Annotated in this window: 17 protein-coding genes; 6 read left to right on the forward strand and 11 right to left on the reverse strand. The window is 67.5% G+C overall.

Going from position 1 to position 12,113, the window contains the following annotated elements; genetic code table 11:
* Positions 1-44 precede the first annotated feature (44 nt).
* Complete coding sequence (locus ACFVWW_RS10860) at positions 45-338, forward strand: hypothetical protein (RefSeq protein ID WP_386877251.1); 294 nt, start codon at positions 45-47, stop codon at positions 336-338.
* A gap of 40 nt (positions 339-378) precedes the next feature.
* Here the strand turns inward: ACFVWW_RS10860 and ACFVWW_RS10865 are convergent, their stop codons facing one another.
* On the reverse strand, positions 379-921 hold the full coding sequence (locus ACFVWW_RS10865; protein WP_386877252.1) for an NUDIX hydrolase: 543 nt from the start codon (positions 919-921) through the stop codon (positions 379-381).
* A 241-nt stretch (positions 922-1,162) separates the two neighbouring features.
* Between ACFVWW_RS10865 and ACFVWW_RS10870 the strand changes: the two genes are divergently transcribed.
* Positions 1,163-1,723: a hypothetical protein gene (locus tag ACFVWW_RS10870; protein ID WP_389679487.1), complete on the forward strand. Its 561-nt coding sequence runs from the start codon at positions 1,163-1,165 to the stop codon at positions 1,721-1,723.
* Positions 1,724-2,140: 417 nt separating this feature from the next.
* Here the strand turns inward: ACFVWW_RS10870 and ACFVWW_RS10875 are convergent, their stop codons facing one another.
* Positions 2,141-2,983, reverse strand: a complete 843-nt coding sequence (locus tag ACFVWW_RS10875) for a class I SAM-dependent methyltransferase (RefSeq protein ID WP_384179364.1) — start codon at positions 2,981-2,983, stop codon at positions 2,141-2,143.
* 286 nt (positions 2,984-3,269) lie between these two features.
* Between ACFVWW_RS10875 and ACFVWW_RS10880 the strand changes: the two genes are divergently transcribed.
* Positions 3,270-3,572, forward strand: coding sequence for a hypothetical protein (locus tag ACFVWW_RS10880; protein WP_384328343.1), 303 nt, complete (start codon positions 3,270-3,272; stop codon positions 3,570-3,572).
* Between the two features lie 52 nt (positions 3,573-3,624).
* Entirely contained in the window at positions 3,625-3,933 is a 309-nt protein-coding gene (locus tag ACFVWW_RS10885) for an ArsR/SmtB family transcription factor (RefSeq protein WP_384328341.1), read from the forward strand.
* Positions 3,934-3,949: 16 nt separating this feature from the next.
* Here the strand turns inward: ACFVWW_RS10885 and ACFVWW_RS10890 are convergent, their stop codons facing one another.
* From ACFVWW_RS10890 to rpmG, 9 genes are all read right to left on the reverse strand, one after another.
* Positions 3,950-5,167 (reverse strand): aminotransferase class V-fold PLP-dependent enzyme, encoded by a 1,218-nt coding sequence (locus ACFVWW_RS10890; protein ID WP_386877254.1) that lies wholly within the window; start codon positions 5,165-5,167, stop codon positions 3,950-3,952.
* A 5-nt stretch (positions 5,168-5,172) separates the two neighbouring features.
* The gene (locus ACFVWW_RS10895; RefSeq protein ID WP_386877255.1) at positions 5,173-6,498 is read right to left on the reverse strand and encodes a pyridoxal-phosphate dependent enzyme; all 1,326 of its coding nucleotides are present in this window, start codon (positions 6,496-6,498) and stop codon (positions 5,173-5,175) included.
* A complete protein-coding gene (locus tag ACFVWW_RS10900) occupies positions 6,495-7,976 on the reverse strand; it encodes a Y4yA family PLP-dependent enzyme (protein WP_386877390.1) in 1,482 nt (493 codons plus the stop codon). Before ACFVWW_RS10900 ends, ACFVWW_RS10895 begins: the two co-directional genes overlap by 4 nt.
* A gap of 159 nt (positions 7,977-8,135) precedes the next feature.
* Positions 8,136-9,314: a GTP-binding protein gene (locus tag ACFVWW_RS10905; RefSeq protein WP_386877256.1), complete on the reverse strand. Its 1,179-nt coding sequence runs from the start codon at positions 9,312-9,314 to the stop codon at positions 8,136-8,138.
* Positions 9,315-9,319: 5 nt separating this feature from the next.
* Positions 9,320-9,490, reverse strand: a complete 171-nt coding sequence (gene rpmF / locus ACFVWW_RS10910) for a 50S ribosomal protein L32 (RefSeq protein ID WP_384328330.1) — start codon at positions 9,488-9,490, stop codon at positions 9,320-9,322.
* 113 nt (positions 9,491-9,603) lie between these two features.
* On the reverse strand, positions 9,604-9,840 hold the full coding sequence (rpsR, locus tag ACFVWW_RS10915; RefSeq protein WP_384328327.1) for a 30S ribosomal protein S18: 237 nt from the start codon (positions 9,838-9,840) through the stop codon (positions 9,604-9,606).
* A 51-nt stretch (positions 9,841-9,891) separates the two neighbouring features.
* Positions 9,892-11,046: a CobW family GTP-binding protein gene (locus tag ACFVWW_RS10920; protein ID WP_386877257.1), complete on the reverse strand. Its 1,155-nt coding sequence runs from the start codon at positions 11,044-11,046 to the stop codon at positions 9,892-9,894.
* Entirely contained in the window at positions 11,046-11,300 is a 255-nt protein-coding gene (locus ACFVWW_RS10925; RefSeq protein ID WP_384179374.1) for a type B 50S ribosomal protein L31, read from the reverse strand. Before ACFVWW_RS10925 ends, ACFVWW_RS10920 begins: the two co-directional genes overlap by 1 nt.
* Before the next feature lie 29 nt (positions 11,301-11,329).
* On the reverse strand, positions 11,330-11,494 hold the full coding sequence (rpmG, locus tag ACFVWW_RS10930) for a 50S ribosomal protein L33 (RefSeq protein WP_384179376.1): 165 nt from the start codon (positions 11,492-11,494) through the stop codon (positions 11,330-11,332).
* Positions 11,495-11,561: 67 nt separating this feature from the next.
* On the opposite strand from rpmG, the gene rpmB reads away from it, so the two are divergent.
* Positions 11,562-11,798, forward strand: a complete 237-nt coding sequence (gene rpmB, locus ACFVWW_RS10935) for a 50S ribosomal protein L28 (RefSeq protein ID WP_386877391.1) — start codon at positions 11,562-11,564, stop codon at positions 11,796-11,798.
* Complete coding sequence (gene rpsN, locus ACFVWW_RS10940) at positions 11,798-12,103, forward strand: 30S ribosomal protein S14 (RefSeq protein ID WP_384179379.1); 306 nt, start codon at positions 11,798-11,800, stop codon at positions 12,101-12,103. The genes rpmB and rpsN overlap by 1 nt, the downstream gene beginning before the upstream one ends.
* The last annotated feature ends 10 nt before the right edge of the window (positions 12,104-12,113 follow it).

The following is a 12,113-nucleotide window of genomic DNA, read 5'->3' on the forward strand; positions in this document are numbered from 1 at the left end:
AGACGCTCGGCCGGAGAGACAACCACTCTGCGTACCCTCGCAGAATGGACCGTTACGAGGGCACAGCGCGTTTGGAGTGGTGGGCCAACCGTTCAACCTGCCTGGCGCACATCTCTGTCAGGATCGTCCCCACGGTCGGCAGCGGCACATGGGACGCCGCCGCATCACCGCCCCTCGACCGCGACGCGCGTGAAGACGTACAACTGCTCATCGAGGCCAGTCCGTACTTCACTCTGCGCTTCGAAGACGACTCTGCTACCGAGGTCGAAGTGGTGCACTCTGGAGACATTGACCATCTTCGACTGACCGCCAGCGCGACCACCGCTCCGAGCGCGTGACCAAGCAAAGCCAGACGTCACATGCTCGGCCGGACAAGTCCTAGCTGGTGGCGCTGGTGGCCTCGTCCAGCAGGAGGTACAGCAGGCCGACCAGGCTGCCGCTGCTGACCACCTCGCGACGGTCGATCATGCCGCGAATCTCGGACATCGGGATCCACTCGATGCGGTCCGACTCGTTCAGTTCCGTCGGCGGGCCCGCATAGGTGGCAGCCTCAGCGCGGAAGACGTGATGTTCCGAGTCGGTGATGCCATTGGCCGGCTGCGCGTACACCAGGGGCTTCAGGCCCTCCACCCGCCAGCCGGTCTCCTCCTCCACCTCACGAGCCGCCGCCTGCTCCGGGGTCTCGTCGGCCTCGATCAGGCCCATCGGCAGTTCCCAGCCCCAGGTGTCCGTGATGAACCGGTGGCGCCACATCATCAGCACCCGCTTCCGCTCGTCCACCACGGCGGCGACGGCGAGATGCCGCATCCGGACCACATGATGCTCCCACCGCCGGCCGTCCGGCTGCTGGACATCCACGAGCCAGAGATTGACCCACGGGTTGTTGTAAATCTGGCGCTCGCCATGAACCGTCCACCGCATGAGCCAACTCCCTTTCGCCTCTGTGCAGCTCCCAGAATGTCACTTGGACGAGAAGTCGTCTGCCCTGTCGATGACTTCCGGCCGGTACTCGCGTGATCCGGCCGAAGCCGCCTTGGCTCGGACTCCCCGTTGAGACCGCGTTCCTCGGTGTGGGCCCGCCGGCTTGTGGTGCTATCGGCGATGGCGACGGTTCACTTCGTCCACGCGGGGCGCCGTGGCTGCAGCGGGTGTGGTGGCTCGGTTGGCGTTTCCGCTCCGGGCCGGAGCGGCGCTTGATCGCTTGTCCGGCTGGTTGGCGATACGCCATGTGAGGACTTCGGCTGCCGAGTGGGCGGTGCCCAGCGGTTTCGGCCTGGGCGAGGACGGTGGTGAGGGCGGGCCGGGCGGGGGCAGTGAGCATGCGCTCGGCGTGTTCGGGGAGGGCCTGTCGTACAGCCGCTGCGTACCGGTCGCTGTTCTGCTGGCGCGGGGCCCGCCGGGCGAGGTCGGTGAGCGCCGGCTGGGCCGTGGCGGCGTAGGCGACGCGGAGGTGCACCAGCGTTTGCTCGGCGGCTGCGGCTGCGGCTTGCTGCTCGTGGACTCGTTTCTCGTGCCAGCGCCCTGCCTCCACGGTGAAGTAGATCGCGGCGACGAGCAGGTCGATTACCACGGCTCCGTCGGTGCTGGTATTGCTGCTGAGAAGCTCTCGGGCCGCCGAGCGCAGGGCGGCAGCCCGCTGGTGGTCGGCGCGGATCGCGGAGCGCCTGGCCCGGTTGTACGCCCGCGCCGCTGCGTGGAGGTCTTCCCGGCTGCTGCTCGGTAGAGAGCCAGGGCCGTGTCGTAGAGGACATCACCGAAGGCCGCGAGGTGCGCCTGGGCGGCAGCCCCTCGCGGCGCGATGGGTCGGACGGAGGTCGCACTCGGTGGCGATGGAGATCGGCTTCTCCTGTATGGCCGTTGGCATGGCCGCGTTCGCCACCGGTCGACCGGCCGGTGTGGCGGCGGGGGCCGCGGCGATGAGCGTCGGCACCGGGGTGCTGCTCCTCAAGAATGAACTGGAGACGCGCGGGCGCGGGTGGCAGCCAGACGGCCAGACGGTAGGAGTCGGTGCCGGTCTCGATGATGTTGCCGCCACTCGTTCAGGACGCCGACGCACGCCCCGCGCCCGTCGGATGGCGGGCTTGGGCCGAACCCACCCTCGGTGACCCTACTTGTGGTGCGCGGCGTTCAGCGCCGGCGCTCATGGCCTCCCGTTGCCGGGTTGTCCTGTCGCGGAACGCCTCGTACGGCGTGCTGTCGGCTGTGCCTGTCCGTTGGTCGGCCGCTCCTGGATGGCGACGATGACGCAGCTGTTGCCGATCTGCCAGACGGAGCCGGCCTGGGCGAAGCCCGCCTCTCGGAGGAGCTGGAGGTGACGGGTGACGGTGAGTGCGCAGCCGTTGGCGTGTGCCACGCCGCGTTGACGTCGTACGGCCAGCAGCTCGGCCAGTTCGGGTTCCTGCTCGATGGCGGTCCACCAGGATTCCCAGTCCTCATGTGCGTACGCCTGCTGTCGTTCGGCGCGCCGGTGTCCGACGTGGGCGGTGATCTCGGCGGTGGTGGCGCCGCCGTCCTGGGAGAGGTGGTCGGCGTTGATGAGGACGCCCCCGTCGCGCAGCAGCGGAGTGAGTTCCGCGTAGGTGCGCCGCAGGATGTCTTCCGGCAGGTAGTGGAGCGCCGTGGTGGAGACCACGGCGTCCAGCGGGCCCGAGAGTTGGAGACCGGCGATCCATCCTGTGGTGCCGATGGTCGTCTCGATGTAGCGGGCGGCGTCGGGGTGGCGGGTGCGGGCCAGTTCGAGGAGGAGGGGATCCATGTCCACGGCGACGATTTCCGCGTGCGGCAGCCGTTTCGACAGCCGTGCGGGCAGCGATCCGGGGCCGCAGCCGAGGTCCAGAATGCGAGGGTTGAGGCGGCCGGTGGTCACGTGCTCGACGACGTCGGCGATGACGGTGAAGCGTTCCTCGCGGTCTACCGCGTACCGCTGCTGCTGCTGTTCCCAGCGGTCAACCCACCGTGCGGCCGTTGGCAGACTCATGCCCATGTGATCCCGATTCCTCAGCTTCCTGATGTGCTTGCCCGGTTGCCGCGTCCCCCTGGGCGATACGGCTCCCACCTGCGGCAGGATGCTCCGGCGGCCACCGGATCCGCAGTTCTTGGAAATCATATCCATTAAGCGCCGTCTTGTATGGCGGAGTGCATGTGCGTGCGGCGGCGCAGCCGTGTGAGAGTAGTTATATAGCGAAGTTCGCATATGCTGATATTGCAATGTAACAACTCGCGCTGTCGACCTGACGGCCCGGCCCGCACCGATCGATCGGGAGAGACCTATGACGGCTGGCGCCAGTCACCGCATCCACGAAGACCACCCCCACGTGCACGGGGAGGGTTGCGGACACGTGGCGCTGCCGCACCGTGACCACGTCGACTACGCCCATGACGGGCACATCCACACCCTGCACGAAGGGCACGCGGACGAGTGCTCCACGGGTGGGCACGCCATGCACGAGGGGCACGCGCACGCGCACGGTGTCGACTGTGGTCATGTGGCCGTGCCGCACGGCGATCACACCGATTACGTGCATGACGGCCACCGGCACGCGGCGCATGAAGGTCACTGGGACGATCACTGAACGTCGGCCCGGGCGAGGGTGAATGCTGACATGCTAATGTCAGCATGTGGTAATGAATCCCAGTAGCGACTCTGGCGGCGAGCGGGACCAGGGCCTGCACGCGGCCAGTGAGCTGTTGCGGGCCCTGGCCTCGCCGGTGCGGCTCGGGATAGTCAGGGAACTGGCCGGCGGCAGCAAGCCCGTTCACGAACTTGTCGCCGCGCTCGGCGTGAGTCAGCCACTTGTCTCTCAGCACCTGCGGGTGCTGCGTGCCACCCGCATTGTCTCGGCCCGCCGCCAGGCCCGGGAGGTCGAGTACTCACTGACTGACGACCATGTGGCCCATCTCGTCCTGGACGCCATCCGGCACGCTCAGGAGTGACCGGGGCCGGTGCTGTTCACTCCAGGGAACCGAGCACGGCGAGCAGTCGGTCGATCTCGTCGGGAGTGTTGTAGAGGTGGGTGCTGACCCGTAGGGAACTCGTGCGCTCGCCTGCCTCGCCCTGGCAGTGTCCGTCCGTACGCACCATGAACCCGTGACTGTAGAGGATGAACCCCAAGTCGGCCGCCTCGATCCCGTGATGACGGATCGTCACGATGCCGCAGCGGTGCTGAACCCGGGAGTTCAGGGCCAGGCTGGTCTGGCAGCCCAGCACTTGATAGGCGGGCAGGTGTCGCAGTCCGTCGGTCAGCCGGAGCGCGAGGGCTGTTGTCCATCGCTCGATACGATCCGTGCCCGCCTCGTCGAGCCAGTCCAGGGCAGCTGACAGGCTGACTATGCCGGTGGTGTTGGGCGTTCCGATCCACCCTCCCGGAGAAAACCGCGGGCCCCGGCTCTGACGGGCCCACACGGCGCCGGACCCCGGTAGTGCCATGGCCTTGTGGCCGGAGAAGGCCACGAAGTCGACATCGAGGTCTCGGACGGACACCGGGAGATGTCCGACACTCTGGGCCGCGTCGAGACAGATGGGGATGTCCGGCCCGACCGCCGCACGGATGCGAGGGACGTTCATGTCCGCGCCGTAGACGTGATGGACATGGGTCGCCGCGACGAAGCGCGTCTGCGGGCCGACCATGGAGGCGAGTGCCCGCATGTCGTAGTCACCCGACGACGCCTGGTACGGCATACCGCGTACCGTGACCCGCACTCCTCGGGAGAGCAGGAGATCTGCGGCCTCCGTCCAGGGGGCGACGTTGGCCTGGTGGTCGGCGAACGGCACGATGATCTCGTCCCCCTCCCGCAGCGCTCCGACGAGCCAGTCGCGCGCGACGGTGCGCAGCCCCTCGGTGGTACCGCTGGTGAAGTGGACGGTGGACCGATCGGGCGCAGGGTCGTCGAAGAAGGTTTTGACCTGTTCCTTGGTCCGTTCGACCAGGGTGGTCGAGGCGTTCGCCCAGGGGTAGGTGCCACGCCCGGCGTTGGCGTTCGCCGTCGTCAGATACGTGTGGACGGCGTCGAGCACGGCCTGCGGCTTCTGTGCCGTCGCCGCACTGTCGAGATAGACCAGGCCGGGGTGGCCGGTGAGGATCGGGAATTGCTCCCGCAGGGAGCGCTGCCAGTCGCGTAACGCCTCGGGGAAGTCGGCAGCGTGGGTGGGTGGTATGGCTGAGGGCATCGGCGTCAGTCCCTCACCAGCGGTGCGCCGGCGTCACGCCAGGCGATGATGCCGCCGTCCAGACTCCGAACTTCGGAATGTCCCATCCGGGTCAGCAGAGCCGCGAATCGTGCGGACCGGTCGCCGACCGGGCAGGCCAGCAGCACAGGCCGGCGCCGGCTGAACGGGAGGCCGCCGCGGACGAGTTCCCCGAACAGTTCGTCAGCGATGTTGATCGAGTCCTCGATGTGCAGCGCGGTGTACGCGGACGCGCTCCGCAGGTCGATGATGAGCGGCTGTGACGCGCGGATCCATGCCTCGGCCTCGTGGGCCGGAACAGAAACGACCGCGCCCAGCTCCGCCTCGGAGACGTCCCGCAGGGAGTTCTTGCGTTCCTTCAGACCGAACAGGTCCGGCCGGCGCTGTTTGACGTAGCTGAGGTAGCTCTCGACCCGGTCGCAGACGATGAACACCGCGGTCCGCCGCTCGCCGTCCGCCGTCGGAGTGTCGACCGTCTGGAGATGACGGACCGCGCCGTGGAAGGCGGCGCCTCCAGTAGGGCCCGCGAGGATGCCGCACCGGCGGTTCAGGGTGAGCATCCCCTCGATGGCCTCGTCGGCGGAGACGGACGCCATGCTGTCGTACGTGGCGGGGTCGAAGAGTCCCACCTCGTGCACCTCGTCGATGGTCCGGATGCCCGGAATGAAATCCGATTTGTGCGCGACCAGCCCCGCGACGTGGACCTTGGGATCAGCTGCACGCAACGCCCTGGCTATCCCGGTGGAAGAGCCGGCCGTGCCCACACAGGCGATGAACCAGTCCGGTGCCCGGCCGTCGAGGTCGGCCAGGATCTCCGGGCCGGTGCCCAGCTCATGTGCCAGCGTGTTGCTCTCGTTGTAGTACTGGTCCGTGTGCAGGTACGTGCTGTCCGGGTCGGACAGGGCACGGTGGAAGAGGGTCAACGGATCCTCGGTGTCGGTGGGGTCGAGGCACTCGCTGCGGCCCGGGAGCTCTTCGATCTCGGCCCCCAGCAGGAGGAGCAGGTCCCTCACCTCCGGAACCCGCATACGGTTTGTGACGCTCTTGAAGGACAGCCCGTACATGCCGGCGATCACCGACAGCGCCTTGGCCGTGTTCCCGCTGGAGAGCTCCACGATCTGACTGCGCTGTTCGACCGCGGACTCCAGCCCGGGCTGCACCATGTTCCACGCCGCCCGGTCCTTCACCGACCCGAAGGGGTTCAGCATCTCCAACTTGGCGTACACATCGATGTGATGCAGCCCATGGACCGCGGGTTCTATGCGGACCAGCGGGGTGTCCCCGATCGCCGCGGTGATGCCGTCGTACCTCACTGCGTTCCCCCCAGACCTGCCGTCGGCCAGTACTGTTCATCCAGGCTCCATCGCCAGGAACCGTCGTCCTGCCAGACGGCCACCTTCTCCGCGGCGGGCAGGTGCTGAGCCCGGCTGGTCTGAAAATCCATGCAGTATCCCGCGGTGTTCACGAAGGCGAGCAGATCGCCGGGTCTCGGCAGACGGGGAAGAAACATCAGCCTGCGTGAGATGAGATCCCCTTCCAGGCAAAGGCTGCCGGACAGGAACACCCCTACGCCCTCGCTGTCACGAGCCGTGTCATGGCCGAGGATCACCGGATCCATGAATATCCCGTGATCCTCCAGACCGATGTCGTCCGCTTTGGCCGCCAGCCGGACGAGAGGCGGCCCGTCGTCGGTACGCCGTACTTCCAGTACGCGCGCCACGACCACTCCGCACTGGTCGACGAGGGCCCTGCCGGGCTCAGTGCTGAGGTCGTACAGATTCTCCAGGAGCGAGGAGGACAGCGTGCTTCCGGCATCCGAGCCGGCGGGGCTCGAAAGGATCTCGTCCAGGTACTGTTCGCCCGCAACGGGGCGGTAGGCCGGGTAGAGGCCGAGTGCACCGCGCAGTGTGCCGTTCTCGTTGCGCAAGCCGTAGCCGTGGCCGCGCCAGGACAAGGCAGACCGCCGGCCCAGGACCGCCATGGTCAGTTCGGTGGTGTATCGCTCCCACTGCTCGTGGTGCGCCAGGTAGTTGACGCCGAACCCGCCGCCGATGTCCACGGTCCGAGGTCGGAATCCGCGCTCGCGCAGCACGTCCATCGCTGTGAGGCTGCCTTCCAGCGCGAGAGCTTTTTCCGCGACATTGGTTGTGTCCAGATGAAAACCCACCCCGGCCAGCTTCACCGCCGAGCCGCACTCGACGACCGCTCCGAGGACGCTGTCGAGCTCGCTCACAGGCGAGCCGAAACGGCTGGTCCGGCTCAGTACCTTCGCGCCATAGGTGTCGAACGCGGACAGCCGCAGCACGATCCGAACCGGCGGGAGTGAGGACGAACGGACAACGGAGGCCAGCCGCTCCAACTCCGCCCGGCTGTCGACATGAACGGCCACTCCCGTCCGGGCGGCAAGCCAGAGAAAAGGCAGATCCTTGGGACCGGTCGCCATGATCCGGTCCGGTGTGAAGCCGGCACCGAGGGCGTGCTGCAACTCTCCCAGCGACGCGACGTCGGCCGACGCCTCCGTGGCGGCGAGCCTGCGCAGCAGAGCGCTCGAACGGTTGGCCTTGTGGGCGAAGAAGATCGCGCCGCTCAGACGGTGCTTGCGGTATACGGAACGGAACCTGGCAACGTTGTCCGCGACCTGATCGGGCAGCAGCACGTTCAACGGCGAACCGAGCGCGTCCACCAGCGTGCGAAGGAAACCCTCCTCCTGTAACAGGTCGACCATGCGCGGCTCGACACGCGGTTCGAGGTACAAGGGTAAGGGGCTCAACCAGTCTCCTCGGTCGGCCATGGTGACCACCTGCTCGTGACTGTTCGGACGCATACCTTCCCCGGGCTTCTGAGTCGTATGTACGGCGGTGACGCACGGCACGCAGGTGCCGACGTGCAGTTCGGCCCCGGCTGAGAGAGGGCGCTCGGTCCCGGTAGGGGCTCCTTGCTCCATGCGCCGTCAGACCCGGTGCACTGGCACCGACGTGGGATGTTCCTGCTCACAGGCATCGTCGATGCCGAACGTGTCCCAGACCGGAAACGGGTCGTCGCCCGGTGCGGTCTCCTCTTCAGCCATGAGGCAGTCGGCCAGGGCGGCGCGCAGAGCGTCGCCGCGCAGTCCGGTGCCGATGAAGACCAGCTCCTGGCCCTGAGCGTTGTCCGCGTCGCGGGCACCGGAGGGTTCGAAGCGGGCGACGGTGCCGGCCTGCGACCACAGGCCGGTCACGTTGGGGCGACCGGCCAGCCAGAAGAAACCTTTGGAGCGCAGGATCTGTCCGAATTCTCCGCTGTCGAGGCCCTCGGTGACGAAAGTCCACAACCGGCCCGAGTGGAAGGGAAGTTCGGATCGGAAGACCATGGAAGAGATGCCGTACTCCTCGGTCTCCGGGACATGGTCGCCGTTGAGCTCCATGACCCACCCCGGCGCCTGTTCGGCGCGTTCCAGGTCGAACAGGAACGTGCCGAGGACCTCGCGCGGCTCGACGCGGCCACGGGTCGCGGGCACGATTCTGGCGACCGGGTTGAGGCGGGAAAGGGCCGCCCGGAGCCGATCGGCGTGCTCCGCGTCGATGAGGTCGAGCTTGTTGAGCACGATGACATCCGCGAACTCGACCTGGTCCATCAACAGGTCGCTGACCGTGCGCTCGTCGTCTTCGTACTGGTCGAGGCCACGTTCGGCCAAACCGTCTCCGCCCACGAGCTCCGGGAGAAAGTTCGCGGCGTCGACAACGGTGACCATGGTGTCGAGTCGCGCGAGATCGCCGAGTGTCGCGCCGTCGTCACGGGGAAAGGCGAAGGTGGCCGCGACCGGCATGGGCTCGGAGATGCCACTGGACTCGATGAGGAGATAGTCGAACCGGTCCTCGCGGGCCAGCCGGTCGACCTCCTCCAGCAAGTCGTCCCGCAGGGTGCAGCAGATGCACCCGTTGGTCATCTCGACCAGCCGTTCCTCGGTGCGCGACAGGGCGGCCTCACCGCCCCGTACCAACGCGGCATCGATATTGATCTCGCTCATGTCGTTGACGATCACCGCGACGCGCAGGCCCTCACGGTTGCTCAGCACATGGTTCAGCAGAGTGGTCTTGCCCGCGCCGAGAAACCCGGACAGGACAGTGACGGGCAGTCGGCCGTGCGTCATGGCCTTCAGCCCTCGGGACGCAGGAGGCCGCGTTCGTACGCCTTGGCCAGTCGCTGGGGCACTCGGTACACCGCGCCGTCAATGGTGACGGGTACCAGTTGGGGCGTTGTGGCCTTCCACTGCGCGCGGCGGTGGCGGGTGTTGCTGCGGGACATCTTCCGCTTCGGAACAGCCATGACGTATCTCCTCGGTGGGTGAGCAGCAGACGGTATATGGAAATGGATCCCATTCTCAACTTGGTCGAGGTGGGGCGTGCGTGGCGTGGTTTCAAGGGAGGAGCGTGCCGGGCTCAACGACTGGAGTACGGCAGGAGCGCCATTTCCCGGGCGTTCTTGATCGCGGCGGCGATCTGTCGCTGCTGCTGGGCTGTGACCCGGGTGACGCGGCGGCTACGGATCTTTCCCCGGTCGGAGATGAACTTCCGCAGCAGGTCGGTGTTCTTGTAGTCGATGTATGTGATCCCTGCCGCGTACAGGGGATTGGGGCGGGATTTCAGGGGCTTGCCAGGGTTCTGACGAGTAGCCATGAGGGTTCCTTGCAGATGATCGAGTAGGAGCGGGTTCTCGGTTCCGGGTCTTCAGGAGACGGGGTCGAGGAGTGAGTCGAAGGCGGCAGGGAGCCGCTGCCACGCCTCGCGGCCCGAGGCGTACTCGGCGTCGGTCAGAAGGCAGGATTCGAGAAGTCGTTCCAGCCCCTCCCGGTCGAGCCCGGGGGAGGTGAAGACGAGATGCTGGCAGCGGTCGCCATGTTCGGGGTGCCAGTCCAGTGCGGCAGCGGCCCGGCGTATCGGCGGCACCATCTCCCAAGCGGCATCGGGCAGAGAGGCCAGCCACGGGCCTGCGCTTTCCACGCACAGGGCGCCGCCGGCGGCGCCCCAGGCCAGCAGGGTGTCGGGGCGGTCGGCGAGCCAGAACCGGCCGCGGCTGCGTGCGGCCGCGCAGCACAGGTCTTCCAGCGCCTGATAGAGGCGCTCGGGGTGGAAGGGACGGCGGCGGTGCCAGACGAGGGTGGCGACTCCCGCTTCGTCTGCTTCCTGGGGGAGCAGGGCGCAGGCCGGGTGTTGGGCGGCAGCTGCCGTTTCCACGTCGAAGCCGGCGAAGGCCAGTTGGGCGAGTTCGCCTGATCCGGCGGACGCCTGGCGTGCGGTGGGGTGGAGCTGGGCGAGGAGAGCGCGGTCCTCGTCGTCGGCTTCTTCGCTGTCGACGAGAGCGAGTACGGGCGCGTACTCCAATTGCCGGGCCCAGGTGTCACCGACGGTTCGCTGGTCGGTGGCGGCGGCTGCCAGGCCCACCTCGGCCAGGTCGTCCCCGTTTGCCAGGTAGGGCAGCACGAGAGCGGAATCGACGGCGGTGATGACGTTGGTGAGGTCGAGGGTGCCGGCTCCGTGAGTGACGACGACTTCGGCCATCGCCTTGGGCTCGACGGAATCCCAGAGCTCGACGATCGCGAGTGGGGTCAGACCGCCGTCGGCCAGTCGCTCGAGCTCGGGGACCAGGTCTTCGCGCAGCGCGCAGCAGGCGCAGTCATTGACGAGGGGGGCATCGCCGCGGGACAGCTCGCCCGAGGCATCCCGGATGCTGCGACGCACCGTGCCGCCGGCTGCCGTGGCGAGATCGTGGTGGAGGGCGACGCTCCCGGGCACGGCGTGCAGAAGGCGGTCGACGACGTGTTCGCGGGCGCCGGAGTGGAGCCCACCGACGATGACGACGGGCAGCTTGCGCGTGTCCGCCATTACCGCGCCTCGTGGCGGGCGTAGCGGCGTTCGAATCGCTCTACGCGTCCCGCGGTGTCCAGGACGCGTGCGGTGCCGGTGTAGAAGGGATGGCTCATGGAGGAGATCTCGACGTCGACAACGGGGTAGGTGTTGCCGTCCTCCCACTCGACCGTTTTGTCGCTGGTGGCGGTCGACCGAGTGAGGAACGCGAAGTCGGCCGCCTTGTCGCGGAATACGACGGGGCCGTAGGCGGGGTGGATTCCGGGCTTCATGACGGTGTCCTTCAGGGCGGGTTCGGGGGTCAGCGCTCTTCGCGGAAGTCGACGTGCCGGCGTGCGACCGGGTCGTACTTGCGCAGCACCATGCGGTCGGGATCGTTACGGCGGTTCTTGCGGGTGACGTAGGTGAAGCCGGTCCCCGCGGTGGAGCGCAGCTTGATGATCGGGCGCAGTTCGTTGCGAGCCATGAGGCTAGTATATGGCAATGATTTCCATTTCCAATAGATACCCGTCCAGAGAGAGCAGGTGACTTCCGTGTCCGCCCACTGCCAGCTGACCGGCGCCAAGCCGGGCTTCGGCAACAACATCTCCCACTCGCACCGGCGCACTTCTCGCCGCTTCGACCCGAACATCCAGCGCAAGCGGTACTGGCTGCCGAGCGAGGGCCGGTACATCCGTCTGACCCTCAGCGCCAAGGGGATCAAGACGATCGACGTGATCGGCGTCGGAGCCGCCGTGGCCCGCGTCAGGGCCCGAGGAGTGAAGGTCTGATGGCGAAGAAGAGCAAGATCGCGCAGAACGAGAAGCGCAAGGCGACCGTCGAGCGGTATGCGGTCAGGCGAGCCGAGTTGAAGGAGATCCTGCGCAAGCCGACCGCCACGGAGGTGGAACGGCGCGCAGCCGTGGACGAGTTGCGGCGTCAGCCCCGCGACGCGAGCGCGACCCGAGTGCGAAACCGTGACAGTGTGGATGGCCGTCCGCGCGGTCACCTGCGGAAGTTCGGGCTCTCCCGCGTCCGGATGCGGGCACAGGCGCACGCCGGGTTTCTGCCCGGAGTGACCAAGTCGTCCTGGTGACCGGCGTCCA

The sequence above is a fragment of the Streptomyces sp. NPDC058198 genome (assembly GCF_042882605.1).
Lineage (GTDB): Bacteria > Actinomycetota > Actinomycetes > Streptomycetales > Streptomycetaceae > Streptomyces.

What these genes read in the sequence shown, in the direction of transcription:
- ACFVWW_RS10860 (WP_386877251.1), top strand. Translation starts at nt 45, where the DNA reads ATGGACCGTTACGAGGGCACAGCGCGTTTGGAGTGGTGGGCCAACCGT.
- ACFVWW_RS10865 (WP_386877252.1), bottom strand. Translation starts at nt 921, where the DNA reads ATGCGGTGGACGGTTCATGGCGAGCGCCAGATTTACAACAACCCGTGG.
- ACFVWW_RS10875 (WP_384179364.1), bottom strand. Translation starts at nt 2,983, where the DNA reads ATGGGCATGAGTCTGCCAACGGCCGCACGGTGGGTTGACCGCTGGGAA.
- ACFVWW_RS10880 (WP_384328343.1), top strand. Translation starts at nt 3,270, where the DNA reads ATGACGGCTGGCGCCAGTCACCGCATCCACGAAGACCACCCCCACGTG.
- ACFVWW_RS10885 (WP_384328341.1), top strand. Translation starts at nt 3,625, where the DNA reads ATGAATCCCAGTAGCGACTCTGGCGGCGAGCGGGACCAGGGCCTGCAC.
- ACFVWW_RS10890 (WP_386877254.1), bottom strand. Translation starts at nt 5,167, where the DNA reads ATGCCCTCAGCCATACCACCCACCCACGCTGCCGACTTCCCCGAGGCG.
- ACFVWW_RS10900 (WP_386877390.1), bottom strand. Translation starts at nt 7,976, where the DNA reads ATGGCCGACCGAGGAGACTGGTTGAGCCCCTTACCCTTGTACCTCGAA.
- ACFVWW_RS10905 (WP_386877256.1), bottom strand. Translation starts at nt 9,314, where the DNA reads ATGACGCACGGCCGACTGCCCGTCACTGTCCTGTCCGGGTTTCTCGGC.
- rpmF (WP_384328330.1), bottom strand. Translation starts at nt 9,490, where the DNA reads ATGGCTGTTCCGAAGCGGAAGATGTCCCGCAGCAACACCCGCCACCGC.
- rpsR (WP_384328327.1), bottom strand. Translation starts at nt 9,840, where the DNA reads ATGGCTACTCGTCAGAACCCTGGCAAGCCCCTGAAATCCCGCCCCAAT.
- ACFVWW_RS10920 (WP_386877257.1), bottom strand. Translation starts at nt 11,046, where the DNA reads ATGGCGGACACGCGCAAGCTGCCCGTCGTCATCGTCGGTGGGCTCCAC.
- ACFVWW_RS10925 (WP_384179374.1), bottom strand. Translation starts at nt 11,300, where the DNA reads ATGAAGCCCGGAATCCACCCCGCCTACGGCCCCGTCGTATTCCGCGAC.
- rpmG (WP_384179376.1), bottom strand. Translation starts at nt 11,494, where the DNA reads ATGGCTCGCAACGAACTGCGCCCGATCATCAAGCTGCGCTCCACCGCG.
- rpsN (WP_384179379.1), top strand. Translation starts at nt 11,798, where the DNA reads ATGGCGAAGAAGAGCAAGATCGCGCAGAACGAGAAGCGCAAGGCGACC.